Source organism: Pandoraea terrigena (assembly GCF_902459705.1).
GTDB lineage: Bacteria > Pseudomonadota > Gammaproteobacteria > Burkholderiales > Burkholderiaceae > Pandoraea > Pandoraea terrigena.
In genome coordinates this window covers 403,006-416,655 of record NZ_CABPRU010000004.1, presented here as the reverse complement: position 1 = coordinate 416,655, position 13,650 = coordinate 403,006, and the positions used below count along the sequence as shown (strand labels likewise).

At 62.2% G+C, this 13,650-nt stretch carries 12 protein-coding genes and 1 tRNA gene; 8 read left to right on the top strand and 5 right to left on the bottom strand.

What is annotated here, in order from left to right; genetic code table 11:
* Positions 1-21 precede the first annotated feature (21 nt).
* The 3 genes from phoU (at position 22) to phoR (ending at position 2,903) form a co-directional block, all read left to right on the top strand.
* On the top strand, positions 22-729 hold the full coding sequence (gene phoU, locus PTE31013_RS12010) for a phosphate signaling complex protein PhoU (protein ID WP_150613001.1): 708 nt from the start codon (positions 22-24) through the stop codon (positions 727-729).
* A gap of 36 nt (positions 730-765) precedes the next feature.
* Positions 766-1,467, top strand: a complete 702-nt coding sequence (phoB, locus tag PTE31013_RS12005) for a phosphate regulon transcriptional regulator PhoB (RefSeq protein WP_150613000.1) — start codon at positions 766-768, stop codon at positions 1,465-1,467.
* 92 nt (positions 1,468-1,559) lie between these two features.
* A complete protein-coding gene (gene phoR / locus PTE31013_RS12000) occupies positions 1,560-2,903 on the top strand; it encodes a phosphate regulon sensor histidine kinase PhoR (protein ID WP_150612999.1) in 1,344 nt (447 codons plus the stop codon).
* A gap of 76 nt (positions 2,904-2,979) precedes the next feature.
* On the opposite strand, the gene ppk1 is transcribed toward phoR, so the two are convergent.
* Positions 2,980-5,100: a polyphosphate kinase 1 gene (gene ppk1 / locus PTE31013_RS11995; protein WP_150612998.1), complete on the bottom strand. Its 2,121-nt coding sequence runs from the start codon at positions 5,098-5,100 to the stop codon at positions 2,980-2,982.
* A gap of 152 nt (positions 5,101-5,252) precedes the next feature.
* Between ppk1 and ppx the strand changes: the two genes are divergently transcribed.
* A complete protein-coding gene (gene ppx, locus PTE31013_RS11990; RefSeq protein WP_150612997.1) occupies positions 5,253-6,794 on the top strand; it encodes an exopolyphosphatase in 1,542 nt (513 codons plus the stop codon).
* A 109-nt stretch (positions 6,795-6,903) separates the two neighbouring features.
* Here ppx and PTE31013_RS11985 read toward each other — a convergent pair whose 3' ends face one another.
* Positions 6,904-7,731: a GNAT family N-acetyltransferase gene (locus PTE31013_RS11985; RefSeq protein ID WP_150612996.1), complete on the bottom strand. Its 828-nt coding sequence runs from the start codon at positions 7,729-7,731 to the stop codon at positions 6,904-6,906.
* Between the two features lie 202 nt (positions 7,732-7,933).
* Positions 7,934-8,410 carry a SixA phosphatase family protein gene (locus PTE31013_RS11980; RefSeq protein WP_150613059.1) on the bottom strand — a complete coding sequence of 159 codons (477 nt, stop codon included), beginning with the start codon at positions 8,408-8,410 and terminating at the stop codon, positions 7,934-7,936.
* A gap of 177 nt (positions 8,411-8,587) precedes the next feature.
* Here PTE31013_RS11980 and PTE31013_RS11975 point away from each other — a divergent pair.
* The 3 genes from PTE31013_RS11975 to PTE31013_RS11965 all read left to right on the top strand — a co-directional run bounded on the left by PTE31013_RS11975 (position 8,588) and on the right by PTE31013_RS11965 (position 10,161).
* A tRNA-Pro gene (locus tag PTE31013_RS11975) sits at positions 8,588-8,664 on the top strand.
* 235 nt (positions 8,665-8,899) lie between these two features.
* Positions 8,900-9,094 (top strand): integrase core domain-containing protein, encoded by a 195-nt coding sequence (locus PTE31013_RS25100; RefSeq protein WP_246174300.1) that lies wholly within the window; start codon positions 8,900-8,902, stop codon positions 9,092-9,094.
* A gap of 245 nt (positions 9,095-9,339) precedes the next feature.
* Positions 9,340-10,161, top strand: a complete 822-nt coding sequence (locus tag PTE31013_RS11965) for an FCD domain-containing protein (RefSeq protein ID WP_150612994.1) — start codon at positions 9,340-9,342, stop codon at positions 10,159-10,161.
* 93 nt (positions 10,162-10,254) lie between these two features.
* On the opposite strand, the gene PTE31013_RS11960 is transcribed toward PTE31013_RS11965, so the two are convergent.
* Positions 10,255-11,418, bottom strand: a complete 1,164-nt coding sequence (locus tag PTE31013_RS11960; RefSeq protein WP_150612993.1) for a porin — start codon at positions 11,416-11,418, stop codon at positions 10,255-10,257.
* A 112-nt stretch (positions 11,419-11,530) separates the two neighbouring features.
* On the bottom strand, positions 11,531-12,469 hold the full coding sequence (locus PTE31013_RS11955) for an alpha/beta hydrolase (RefSeq protein WP_150612992.1): 939 nt from the start codon (positions 12,467-12,469) through the stop codon (positions 11,531-11,533).
* Between the two features lie 201 nt (positions 12,470-12,670).
* On the opposite strand from PTE31013_RS11955, the gene PTE31013_RS11950 reads away from it, so the two are divergent.
* Positions 12,671-13,630: an NAD-dependent epimerase/dehydratase family protein gene (locus tag PTE31013_RS11950; RefSeq protein ID WP_150612991.1), complete on the top strand. Its 960-nt coding sequence runs from the start codon at positions 12,671-12,673 to the stop codon at positions 13,628-13,630.
* Positions 13,631-13,650: the final 20 nt, after the last annotated feature.

Here is a 13,650-nt window from a genome sequence, read left to right as displayed (position 1 = left end):
TGCCCACGAGGAATTTGCGAAATGAACGACAAACACCTTTCCAGCCAGTTCGACTCGGACCTGAACCAGCTGTGCTCGCGCGTCCTTGAAATGGGCGGCCTGGTCGAATCGCAGCTCGTGACGGCCATGCGGGGGCTCAATACGTTCGATCGCTCCCTGGTCGACGAAGTGATCGCCACCGAGCAGCGACTGAACACCATGGAAGTCGAGATCGACGACGAATGCAGCAAGATCATCGCTCGCCGTCAGCCGACCGCACGCGATCTTCGCCTGCTGCTCTCGATCTCGAAGTCGATCACCAACCTCGAGCGCGCAGGCGACGAGGCCGAGAAGATCGCCAAGCGCACCCGTCACCTGCTCGAAGACGGCGCGGCGCAAACCGTGAACTTCGCCGAAATCAAACTCTCGGGCGAGATGGCCGCCCAGTTGCTGCGTCGCACGCTGGACGCGTTCGCGCGCCTGGACATCGTGGCCGCTGCCGAGATCGTGCGCGACGACAAGGCCATCGACAATGAATTCCGTGGCTTCGTGCGCAAGCTGGTGACCTACATGATGGAAGATCCGCGCACCATCTCGGCCGGCCTGGAGTTCCTGTTCATCGCCAAGGCGATCGAGCGAATCGGCGATCACGCGAAGAACATCGCGGAATTCATCATTTACATCGTCAAGGGGACCGACGTCCGGCACATTTCGCGCGAAGATCTGCAGCGTCAAGTGCAAGGCGAGTGACTGGCCCGACTTTACTGAAGGTTTGAGAGGAAACCGATGCCCAGCAGCATTCTGATCGTGGAAGACGAACCGGCGATTTCCGAGCTGATCTCCGTCAATCTGCAACACGCGGGTCACTATCCGATTCGGGCGTATAACGCCGAGCAGGCACTCACGCTGATCAGCGACGTGCTGCCGGACCTGGTCCTGCTTGACTGGATGCTGCCAGGCAAGTCGGGCGTGACTTTCGCACGTGAGCTTCGTGCGAACGAGCGTACCAAGCACGTGCCGATCATCATGCTCACCGCGCGCAGCGAGGAGCAGGACAAAGTGATGGGCCTGGAGATCGGCGCGGACGATTACGTGACCAAGCCGTTCTCGCCGAAGGAACTCATGGCGCGGATCAAGGCCGTGCTGCGCCGCCGCGCGCCGCAACTGACCGAGGACGTGGTGAGCGTGAATGGCCTGAAGCTCGATCCGGCCACGCATCGCGTCACGAGCCACCAGTCGAGTGGCGACATCAAGCTGGATCTTGGGCCGACGGAATTCCGTCTGCTGCACTTCTTCATGACGCATCCGGAGCGCGTGCACAGCCGCTCGCAGTTGCTCGATCAGGTGTGGGGCGATCACGTGTTCGTCGAGGAGCGCACGGTGGACGTGCATATCAAGCGTCTTCGTGCCGCGCTCAAGCCGGCCGGCCACGATGCTATGATCGAGACCGTACGCGGCAGCGGCTACCGTCTGACGAAGTCGGCCTGAGGCATCACGCTTCGTCTTCGGGCGAGGTCTGCCGTGCCCAATGCCGCCCCTGTCCGGTCTGTCGCGGGCGGCAAAACCCCTGTGCATCGTCTATGAATATCATCTGGGCTCGTGCGCTGACGTTCCTGATCCTGCAAGCGGCCATTTCAGCGGCGGTCGGCTGGCTCTTTGGAGCGAACGTCGGCTATATCACGGCCATCGTCCTGCTGGTCACGCAACTTCTCTTCAATGTCCACCACGCCCAACGCCTCTGGCGCCTGCTCGACGCACCCGTCTACGGTGAAGTGCCGAGTGCACTCGGCTTGTGGGGAGAAATCTATTACCGGCTCCACAAGCTGGCCAAGCGCTGGCATAACCAGGTCAAGCAGGTAGAACAACAGCACGCGCGCTTCATCCAGGCGATCCAGGCATCGCCCAACGGCGTGATCATGCTCGACGAGCACAACCAGATCGAATGGTGCAATGCGATTGCCGAGGTGCATTTCGGCATCGACGCCAAGCGGGACCTGCGTCAGCAGATCACCCATCTCCTGCGCACGCCGGCCTTTGTGCACTATCTGTCCTCAGAGCGCTACGACGAAGCGCTGCTCATGCATCACATGGGCGAGAAGCGCAACAACGTACTCTCCATGCAGGTGTTCCCGTACGGCGACCATCGCAAGCTCATCATTTCGCTCGACGTGACCGATCTCGAGCGCACCGACTCGATGCGCCGCGACTTCGTGGCCAACGTCTCGCACGAACTCAAGACACCGCTCACCGTGCTCTCCGGCTTCCTGGAGACGGTCGGCGAGCTGCCGCTCTCGCCCGACGAGATCCAGCGCTACGTCGAGATCATGCGCCAGCAGGCCTCGCGTATGCAGAACATCGTGAACGACCTGCTCACGCTCGCGAAGCTCGAAGGCAGCGGCAAGCCCCCCCCGGACGAACGGGTTGATATGGGCATGCAGTTGCGCTCGCTGCGCAACGACGCCGAAGGCCTGTCGCAGGGACAACATGTGATCGAAGTCACGGGGACCGAGGGACTCGACCTGCGAGGCGCGGAAGGCGAACTCCACAGCGCATTCAGCAACCTGGTGAGCAATGCGGTGCGCTACACGCCGCCGGGCGGCAAAATCCGCATCGAATGGGGAGCGACGGCCGATGGCGGTGCCCGCTTCGCGGTGACCGACTCCGGGCTGGGGATTCCGGCGGAACATATCCCGCGGCTCACGGAGCGCTTCTATCGTATCGACCGCAGCCGATCACGCGATACGGGCGGCACCGGCCTCGGGCTGGCGATCGTCAAGCATGTGCTGACGCGCCATCAGGCCGATCTGAAGGTGACGAGCGAGGTGGGGCATGGCAGCACGTTCGCCATTCAGTTCCCGCCGACGCGCGTGGCGCAGCGCGCGCCGGTCGACGCCACGCCCCCTGGCGCGACGGTGGACGGCTAGGCGCAGGCGATCAGGCGTCGACGGCCAAGCGCCGGCAACCAGGCGCAGACGGTACGTGCGGGGGAGCGGCGATCGGTCAACTGCGGGGGCCGGTCTGCACGTGCTGTACGATCTCCTGCATCAACGCCATCTGGCTGTTGAACGGCGTCTTGCCCGTCTTGCGACGCATATAGCTGCCGTCCGGACGCATCAGCCATGCGGCGGTGTTGTCACGCAGATGCACCATGAGCCCCTCGCGAATCACGCGGGCTTTCAGACGCTTGTCCTGTACCGGAAAGGCCACCTCCACGCGACGGAAGAAGTTGCGCTCCATCCAGTCGGCGCTGGAGAGCATGACGTTCTCCTCGCCATTCGCGTAGAAGTAATAGATGCGATGGTGTTCGAGAAAGCGCCCGACGATCGAGCGCACCGTGATGTTCTCGGAAAGGCCGGGCACCCCAGCGCGCAGTGAGCACACGCCACGCACGATCAGATCGATCTTCACGCCGGCCCGCGACGCTTTGTACAGCTCCGCGATGATCGAGGGTTCGAGCAGCGCATTCATTTTCGCGATAACGCGCGCCTTCTTGCCGGCAGCGGCCGCTTGCGTTTCGTGCCGGATCGCCTCGAGCAGATGCGTGTGCATCGTGAACGGCGACTGCCATAGCGCGTGCAAATGGGTCTGGCGACCGATGCCGGTCAGTTGCTGGAAGACGACGTGAACGTCGGCGCACAGCGCCTCGTCGGCGGTCATCAGGCCGAAATCCGTGTACAGACGGGCCGTGCGCGGGTGATAGTTGCCCGTGCCGAGGTGGACGTAGCGCTTGAGGAACGTCTTCTTGCCCTGGTGCGTACGACGCACCACGAGCAGCATCTTCGCATGACACTTGTGACCGACCACGCCGTAGACGACGTGAGCGCCGACCGCTTCGAGCTGCGCCGCCCAGTTGATGTTGGTCTCTTCGTCGAAGCGCGCGAGCAACTCCACCACGACGGTGACTTCCTTGCCGTTGCGCGCGGCCTCCATCAGGGCGTCCATCAGCGCGGATTCGTTGCCGGTCCGGTAGATCGTCTGCTTGATGGCGACCACGTCGGGGTCGCGTGCCGCTTGCAGCAGGAGCTCCAGCACGGGCTGGAAGCTGTCGTACGGATGATGCAGCAGCAGGTCGCCCTGGTCGATGAGGTCGAAAATGGCGGGCGACGCGCTCATGCGCTTGGGCAGCGCCGGCACGAACGGCGCGAACTTGAGGTCCGGCCGGTCGACCATCTCGGGCAAGGGCATCAGGCGCACGAGGTTGACGGGACCCTTGACGCGGTAGCAGTCCGAGTCGCTCAGGCCGCATTCTGTCTGCAGGCGCCGCACGAGGCGCGACGGCGTACCGGCATCGACTTCGAGACGTACGGCGTCGCCGAGATGGCGGGCCGGGAGTTCGCCTTGCAACGCGGTGCGCAGGTTGGTGATTTCATCTTCGTCGACGAACAGATCGCTGTTGCGCGTCACGCGGAATTGATGGCAGCCCTTGGCGGTGAGTCCGGGAAACAGTTCGCTGGCGAAGCGCAGCATGAGCGAGCTGAGCAGCACGAAGCTGTTGGGCAAGGGGGCGAGCGCCGGGGGCATGGGCACCAGCCGGGGCAGGGCGCGCGGGGCCTGGACGATGGCGAGTTCGGCGTCGCGGCCGAAGGCGTCCTTGCCTTCGAGTTCGACGGCGAAGTTCAGGCTCTTGTTGAGCACGCGCGGAAACGGGTGCGCCGGATCGAGCCCGATCGGCGTGAGTACCGGCACGAGCTCGCGCAGGAAGTAGTCCCGGGCCCATTCGACCTGGGCGTCGTTCCACTGGCCGGATGGGTGAAACGCGATGCCTTCGGCTTCGAGACGTGGCATCAGGTTGTCGAACATCGCGTACTGCTTTTCCACCAGCGCCTGTGCTCGGGCGCAAACTTGCGTGTAAACTTGCTGGAACGTCATGCCGTCGGGCGTGAGCATGCCCGGATTCTCGCGCATCTGCTCCTTCAGTCCGGCGACGCGGATTTCGAAGAATTCATCCAGGTTGCTACTCACGATACAGACGAAGCGAAGGCGTTCCAGCAGTGGCGTTGCCGGATCTGCCGCCTGGGCAAGGACGCGCTCGTTGAACGCCAGGATGCCCAGCTCTCGGTTGAGCAGCGGATAATTCATAGTGAACGTTCGAAAGACATGGGATTGGCGTGAATTCTTCATCCGTATTGTTACCGTTATATGACGTTCACATTTGTCAACGACGTGTCATATTCCATTTGTAGCGTATTCGTCATTTATTTGTCGAGTGCGCGTCATGCTTTTCGTGTGATACGTCGTCCACTCCGGCACTCTTCGCTCAGGCGCTTTCCCACATGAGTACTCCCTCGCCCTTGCTAGCGGCCGTCGATCTCGGCTCGAATAGTTTTCGCCTGATCATCGGCCGCGTGGAGGAAACGTCCGCCGGTACGCAGATCTATCAGGTCGATGCGCTGCGCGAGCCGGTTCGGCTGGCGGCGGGCCTGAATGCCGAGAAGTACCTCGATCATCCATCGCAGCAACGCGGCTGGGACGTGCTCAAGCGGTTCGGCGAGCGGCTGCGGGGATTTCATCCCGACAAGGTTCGCGCGGTGGCCACGAACACCCTGCGCGTCGCCAAGAACGCGGACGATTTTCTCGGCGAGGCGCAGCACGCGCTCGGATTTCCCATCGAAGTGATTGCTGGCCGGGAGGAAGCGCGCCTGATTTATGCGGGCGCCGCGCACTCGGTGCCGACGTGCCAGGGTAACCGACTTGTCGTGGACATTGGCGGCGGCTCCACCGAATTCATCATCGGGCAGGATTACGAGCCGCTCATCATGGAGAGCCTGTATATCGGCTGCGTGAGTCATAGCCGGCAGTTCTTTCCCAGCGGCAACGTCGATGAATACGCGATGAAGCAGGCCGAGCTGGCGGCCCGCCGCGAGATCCAGATCATTTCGGCGACCTATCGTGACGCCGCCTGGTCACAGGCGATCGGCTCGTCGGGGACGGCACGCGCACTGGCCGAATTGCTCGAGGCCAACGGCTTTAACGACGGTGGCGTGCATGGTCTCACGCGCGGCGGTCTCGAGCGTCTCAAGCGGGCGCTCGTCAAGGCTGAGAACGCCAACCGCCTGAAGCTTGCCGGGCTCAAACAGGATCGCGTTCCGGTGTTGCCGGGCGGCTTGTCCATCATGCTGTCGGTCTTCAATGAACTCGAAGTCGACCATATGGAGACGACCGATGCGGCGCTGCGACTCGGCGTGATGTACGACTTGCTGGGGCGTACGCAACATCAGGACATGCGTGCGGTGACCGTCGAGCAGTTCGTGCGCCGTTATGGCGTTGACCGGGCCCAGGCCGAGCGTGTGGGGTGTTTGGCGATCCGTCTGTATCGGCAGTTGCCGGTCGAGGCGGCCGAGGCCGACGGCGACGGCACGACGCAGGACCTGGACGAGGATCGCGCGGAAGGCGAGGCGTTGCTCAACTGGGCGTCGTCGCTCCACGAGATGGGGTTGTCGATCTCGCACAGTGCGTACCACAAGCATTCGGCGTACATCGGCAGCAACGCGGATATGCCGGGGTTTTCGCGCCCTGATCAGGCGCGCTTGGCCGAGTTGTTGCTGGGGCACGTCGGCAAGCTGGGCAAGTTGGCGTCGCAGGTGCAGCAGGTCGATTGGCAGTTGCTGTTCTGCCTGCGTCTGGCGGTGTTGTTCTGTCGCCGCCGCACGGATGCGTTGCCGGACAGCATCGAGGTCCAACGGCTTGGCGACGGCTTCATGGTGTCGGTGCCGCGCGCGTGGATCGACGTCAATCCGCTGACCGACTACAGTCTGCAGCGCGAGGCGCAGGAATGGGAGAAGATCGGCCTGCGCTACAAGGTCGTGTACGCATGACACGTGGTGCGTGACGGCTGGCCAGCCCATTGCATCCGGGCGGCGCAAATGAAAAAGCCCGGCATCTGCCGGGCTTTTTTGTGTCTTGGCGCGGGGGGAGCGGCGCCTGTCAGGCCTGTTTGAGCTTGTTCAGGAGCTCCGGGCCGAGGAAATGGCGCGCGTAGCGCGGGTTGATGTCGGCCAGGCGGAACAGGGTGAGAAAATCGGCGGTATTGAAGTCGGGGTCCCAGGCCGGGGCGCCGCAAATGCGGGCGCCAAGGCGAAGGTATCCCTTGACCAGAGCGGGCGGCTCGACCTCCAGCGTCGATTGCAGCTCGCCCACCGGCAGCGCGATGCGCGGCACGGCGTGGTACTCGGTCGGGGCCATGGCGGTGGCTTGCAGCTTGCGGTACAGGCTGGCGGCGTAGTGGCCGCCGTCGGCCATCGGTACGCTGGCACAACCGAGCATCGTCTCCAGGCCATTGCGCAGCATGTACTCGGCCAGGCCGCTCCAGAGCGCCATGATGACGGCGCCGTTACGGAAGTCCGCATGTACGCATGAGCGGCCGGTCTCGAGCAGCTTCGGGCGCAGATGGTCGAGCCGGGAGAGGTCGAATTCCCCTTCGGAGTACAGGCGGCCAAGGCGCTTTGCCTGATCCGGGGGGAGTACGCGGTAAGTGCCGACAACCCGGAGCGAGTCCTGGTCGCGCACGATCAAATGGTCGCAGTATTGGTCGTACTCGTCGACATCCAGGCCTGCGGGGCCCTTGACCGACGCCCCCATTTCCTCTGCGAAGACATGGTATCTCAGGCGTTGGGCTTCCCGAAGTTCGCTTTCGTCGCGTGCCCACGCCACACCCAGATTCGGCTTGACAGGCGTTTCAGGGCGAGGAAGATGCCTCCGCGACGTGGGGGGCAACGAAGAGAGCGGCATGGTGGGGTTCGGCAGGTCGCGCATAAAGGCCCTTTGTTTGACAGTCGCGTTGCGACGTACTTTAAAAAGCATCAATGTCGATTCCGTGAACGGTGGATGACAATTCTATGACAAAAAATCCGGCGTCATGATGTCAGGAATCAATTTGCAAGCCTTTCGCCGGCCAGTTCACGGGAGACGGGGGAGGGGGATTTCGTTGCCACAACGCGTTGTCGACGCGTGCGGTTCAAAGCAGGTCAGGATTGATGACGGCGCGTACGACCACCTGGCTCTCGTCTTCGCGGCGGCGTGAGGCGAGCCACCAGATGCCGGCCTTCTTGATCGTCCAGTAGGCTTCCTGGCCGGTCAGCAGCAGGGCGGCAAGTTGGCCGAGGGCGGGTTGGTGGCCGACGAGCACGATCGTCTGGACATTGCCGGGCCAGTCGATGGCCCCGAGCAGCGTCATGGCGTTCGCGCCGGGAGCGAGATCGCGCACGATACGCGGCGTGGGGGTGAGTGCCTGGGCGGTCTGGACCGCCCGCGCCGCGGGACTGGAGAGAATGAGGGCGTCGCTGGGCAAGCGGGAACGCAGCCATTGGGCGGTCTTTTCGGCCTGTTTGCGGCCGCGCTCGGTGAGTTCGCGCGCCAGATCGGCTTGTGCATTGAGCGCGAGGGAAGCCGGCAGGTTTTCGGCGTCGGCGTGACGCCAGAGAATCAGGTTCATCGACACAGGTTCGGACATGGTGAACCTCCCACTATGACGGGGTTTCGTGGCGACGGCATGACCGTCGGCGAGCCGCTGAGACACAACTATTGTGCCCGCAGTCGACGAGAAAATGGCGGCGCAGGATACGTTGAATTGACGTGGCGCGCAGAACCCACTAGAATGCGTGCTCTTCGTCGGAGCGTAGCGCAGCCTGGTAGCGCATCTGATTTGGGATCAGAGGGTCGTAGGTTCGAATCCTATCGCTCCGACCAGCAGGATCAAAGGGGTTAGCTTCGGCTAACCCCTTTTCTTTTTATGATCTGTCCCCCTCGGAGGTCGAGCAGAGGGTCGAAGACGGCAAGCGGGGCATGGACAATGCCTTGAGGGCCATCGCGAAGTGGTAAAGCCTGCACCGTCGTCAGTGCACTGGAACACGCCCTGATCGCTCGCTTCGGGACGCTTGGCCGCGTGCCCGCTGCGTTTCTGCTTCGCTCAGACAATGGCTTGGTGTTTACCTCGCGAAGCTACACGACGCTGGTGCGCCGCTACGGATTGCGCCAAGCATTCATCACACCTCATTGCCTGCAACGGAACGGCATGGTCGAGCGCGTGATCCGTACCTTGAAGGCGCAATGCGTGCATCGGCAACGCTTCGAGACGATCCAGCATGCCGTTCGCGTGATCGGTCTGGATACGTTTTGACAACCACCGGCGCCCGCATCAGGCGCTCGGGATGACGCCCCCGGCTGAGGCACTCGCATTAGCCGCTTAATCTGAGCGGGTTCCGCTGGGGCATTACATCTCGGCCATCCTGATATCCCTGAAATCAGTCGATAGGCGGATCGTAGTAAACGAAAATGGGGCGCGGCATGGTAAATTTATAATTCATCCAATATTTTCGTAAATCAAGCGGGCAGTCTTCGGTGCCGCCACCTCCGTAATCGCAAATGAGACCCAAGAAGGACGAAAGAGACAATAAACACCCATTGGCTCGGCTGAGGGCAAGCGAGGCGGGGGGGGAGCGTACGCTTTCCGAGCAGGCCTATTGGCTGATGCATCGCGATATCCTTGCTGGCGTGCTCGCACCCGACGAGAAACTCCGGTTGCAAGGGTTGCAGGAGCGTTACAACCTTGGCATGAGTCCAATCCGCGAGGCGCTGATGTTATTGAGCCGCGAAGGGCTCGTGTCGAATGAAGGGCAGCGAGGGTTCCGCGTGACACCGGTGTCGGTGCAGGACTTGCAGGACATCGTTTGGGCCCGTGTGAACATCGAGACCATCTTGCTCGCACAGTCGATCCGGCTTGGTGATGCAGACTGGGGGGCAGAAATCTCGGCCGCCTTCTACAAACTGACGCACGCGACTGTGCCGGCGTCTCTCGAGGATGTTGAAAATCAGGAGGCTTGGGAAGGCGCTCATCGGCGATTCCATCGCGCGCTGCTTGCCGGCGCGAGGTCGCCTTGGTTGCACCGAGTGGACAATCAACTCGTCGATCTGACGGAGCGCTATCGACGTATCCGGCTTGCACGTATGGGATTCACGGCTCGCACGGACAGCATTTTTACCGAGCACAAGGCGTTGATGGAAGCCGCTCTCGCACGCGATGCCGACACGGCTTGCCAGCTTTTACGTGAGCACCTGACGGCGACTTTTGACGCGCAGACATGGCTCGATGATGGCCGTGCCGCGTTAGATGATATCCCCGCGCCTGCGCCGAAGCGCATGGCGTCAAAGGCCGCCATTCCGCGTGCCACACGCGCTCGTCGTTAGGCGAGCGCCATCGAAAAGGCGTGACGATCGTTGCGGGCTCGGCGTCGTCGTATCATGCGTCGACGCGTGGGCCCGTGCCTGTGCCGTGCGATGTCAGAACCGGTGGCGCATGCCCAGGCCGACAACGATTTGCGTGGGCGTCGACGATTGCGCGTAGCCGCACAAGATGGCATTTGCGAACGGTGTGCCCGTGCCCCCGATGACGTGCTGATAGACGGCGTCGACATATACGTCGGTTCGCTTCGAAAAGTAATACGCCGCTTGCAGATTCACTTGATGCCACTTCGGGCTCGCGCTCGTCGTGGCATTGTCGTAATGCCCCATGGTGAAGGCGTACGATCCGATCAGCGTGATATTGGCCGTGGTGTTATAGGTCACGTTGATGTCGAAGTTGTCCATGCGCAGATCCGCATTGCCCATGGACTTGTATCCGTACAGATTGACGGACGATCCATCGCTGATCATCGTGTGGGTCCAGGTGGCGCCATAGACACCATTGCCCCATTTATAGCTGCCCCCTGCACCGAAGACCGACTGTTTGGCCGCCACGAAGGTCGAGTCGCCCGAAGCGCTGCTGCCATCGATCGCGCCGCCAGCGTTTGCGCCAACATTGTTAATGACGATGAACGCCGCGCCGAGGCTGACCGGTCCGTGGTCATAGCCGATACCTGCGCTGTATGCGCGATTGTTGGCGCCGTCGCCGGCCTGATTTGAGAATGCATACATGCTGCGCATCGACAGTCCATTCCATGAAGCGCTGGAATACATCACCGAATTGTCGATGCGAAACGAGTTGCCCATATTGTCGTTATCAAACGGGTGGGCAAACGCTGTCCCGCCGGTAAAGCCTCCCGTATGAACAGCAAGGTACCAGATCGTCGGATCGTATTGACGCCCGACCGTCAGCGACCCCAGGCTGTTGTCCTTCAGGCCGACCCATGCCTGCCTGCCAAATTCACGCGAGCCCTGACCGAGTTTGCCGTTGAAGATGTTGAAGCCGTTCTCCAACTGAAAGATCGCGCTACGGCCGCCACCCAGGTCCTCAGTGCCCTTTATGCCCCATCGCGAGCCATTGATCATGCCGTTCTGCGCTTGAAAACTATGTTCGCCGCCTTGATTGGAGACGTAGTTGATGCTCGCATCGATACTGCCGTAGAGCGTGACGTTCGACTGCGCGTGTGCCGTTGCGGTGCCAGCGGCGAGCGACACCGACAGCGAGGCGAGCGTGAGACGGTAGAGGCTGGGGCTGCGTTTCATGATGACTCCGTAGGACGTGGAATTGGCGCTTACGAGGCGCCTGTTGATAATTTTTCGGGCGCTGCACGGTGCGGACAACTTCGTGTTGTCGCTGCGCGAGCCCATCGGTTGTTCAATCGCGAGGCACACCCCGGTTGTGGGCGACGCACGCCAGCCTGCGGTACCAGGCGTGCGTGCCGTCGACCAGCGATGTATGTGTCTGAAAATGATCTGCGTGCGGCTCGACAAAGGCCGCCCACGGGCCGCCCTGCGTTGCGAGCAGACTTGCCATGCGTTGATTCGATCGCGCCACCCGGTGACTGTCGTACTCTCCCCAACTGAGCACCATCGGTACAGTGTTGCCGCGTGCCCAGCACAGCGGACTCATCAGGGCGTCGTCCGTATGCGGACCGAGCACCATGTCGTAGACGCGGGCTTCGAGCGAGCCCGGCGCGGGCTCAGGATGGTGCAGGTCGAAAATACCTGAGATGGGCAAGCAACCGACGATGTGATCGGGGTCTGCGCCGGCGCGTATCAAGGCGTCGGGACGCAAAGCCAGTAGGGCCGCCAGATGTCCGCCGGCCGAGTGCCCGGCCAGCACGACGCGGCGCGCGAGTTCGACGCTTCCGCCTGCGGCTTTGGCGCGCGGCCAAGCAGGCAGTACCTTCTGTAGCGTGGCCAGCAGCGCAGCGCCATCCTCGAATGCCGCCGGCAATGGCGCGCCCGGTGCCAACCGATAACTCGGTGCGACCAGCACGCAACCGATGGCGACGACATGCGACGCCATGAAGCTCACATATTCCTTGTAGCCGTTGGTCCATCCCCCGCCGTGAAAGAACACCAGAACTGGTGCGTCTGCGGGGGTGTCCGGCGCAGCGAACACATCGAACTTATGCATCGGATGCTCGCCGTATGCGATACCGCGGGCATGCCACAGCCCCGCGTCGGCGCTGCTTGCCCATCCCAGTACCGTTTCTTCGTAGGCCATCGCTGCGGCGCTCGGCAATGGCATTTGGGGTGTCAGGTTCAACTGTGCGGGCGTTGTCATCGGGTGGTTAATTTCGGGCTTCATTCGGATAGGTCAGGGAAAACACGGACGAACACGGCAACGTCAGGTGCGTCGTGGAGTTTTCGTATAATTAACGCACAAATTTATAAAATCAAACATTTTTTGTGTTGACACGGAAATTTTGTGTCCGTAGCTTGCGTCCCATGGCATGGCGCCGCATAGATTTCGGATGCGGCGCGCAGGGATACACACGAGGAGACGTACATGACGATTTTGGTGACAGGGGCGGGGCTGATCGGTCGGCTGACGGCGACCGCGTTGCAGGCGCAGGGAGAGGCCGTGCTTTTGGCAGATGTGCGTGTGCGCGACACCGGTGTGGACGTTCCGCTCGTGCAATGCGACGTCACGGATTTTGAACGGCTGTCGCAGATTGTCGATGCGCATCGTGTTACAGCGATCGTGCACACAGCGGCCTTGCTCTCGACGGCGATTCGAATCGATCCGCTGGCGGGCGTGCGGGTCAATACGCTCGGGACAGCGAACGTGCTGGAGGTCGCACGCCGTCACGATTTGGCTCGTGTCGTGTTGGCCAGCTCGACGACCGTGGCCTATTCGTCATTTGGCACGTTGCCACCCGAGCCCATTGCGGAAGACTTCACCACCCATGCGGTCAGCGAAGCGCCGGCCAGCATTTATGCGGCGACGAAGGTTGCCGGCGAGCACCTTGGGCTTGCCTACGGTGCGCTCTATGGCTTGAGCGTGATCGTCTTGCGTTACGGCGCGGTTCTGGGCGCCGGCCCGGAGGCGTCGACAAGCGTGCCGGGGCGCCTGCTCAGCAAGCTGCTCGATGGGGGACGCAGCAACGTGCCCGTATATCTCGACGATCCCGTGCTTTTATGGAATGGCCGCGAGGAGTTCGTGGACGCACGCGATTGTGCGCGGGCCAACCTGGCCGCATTGAATGCCGTCGATCCCAAACAGCGTGTTTACAACGTCGCGACCGGCCGCTGGTTTACGGTCGACGAATTTGTCGAGGTCGTGCGGCACATGTATCCGTCGCTGCGAATCGGCGCGATGAGATTGCCTTCGGGAGGTTTTGCCGCATTTCCGCACTTGCGCCCGGCACCCTCCGACGTTAGCGCCGCGCGTCGCGATCTGGGTTTCGATGCGACCTACTCCCTCGCCGATACGGTCGAGCACTTCGCGGCGGCACGTAACGAATAAGCACGGTTTGAGCGCACAGC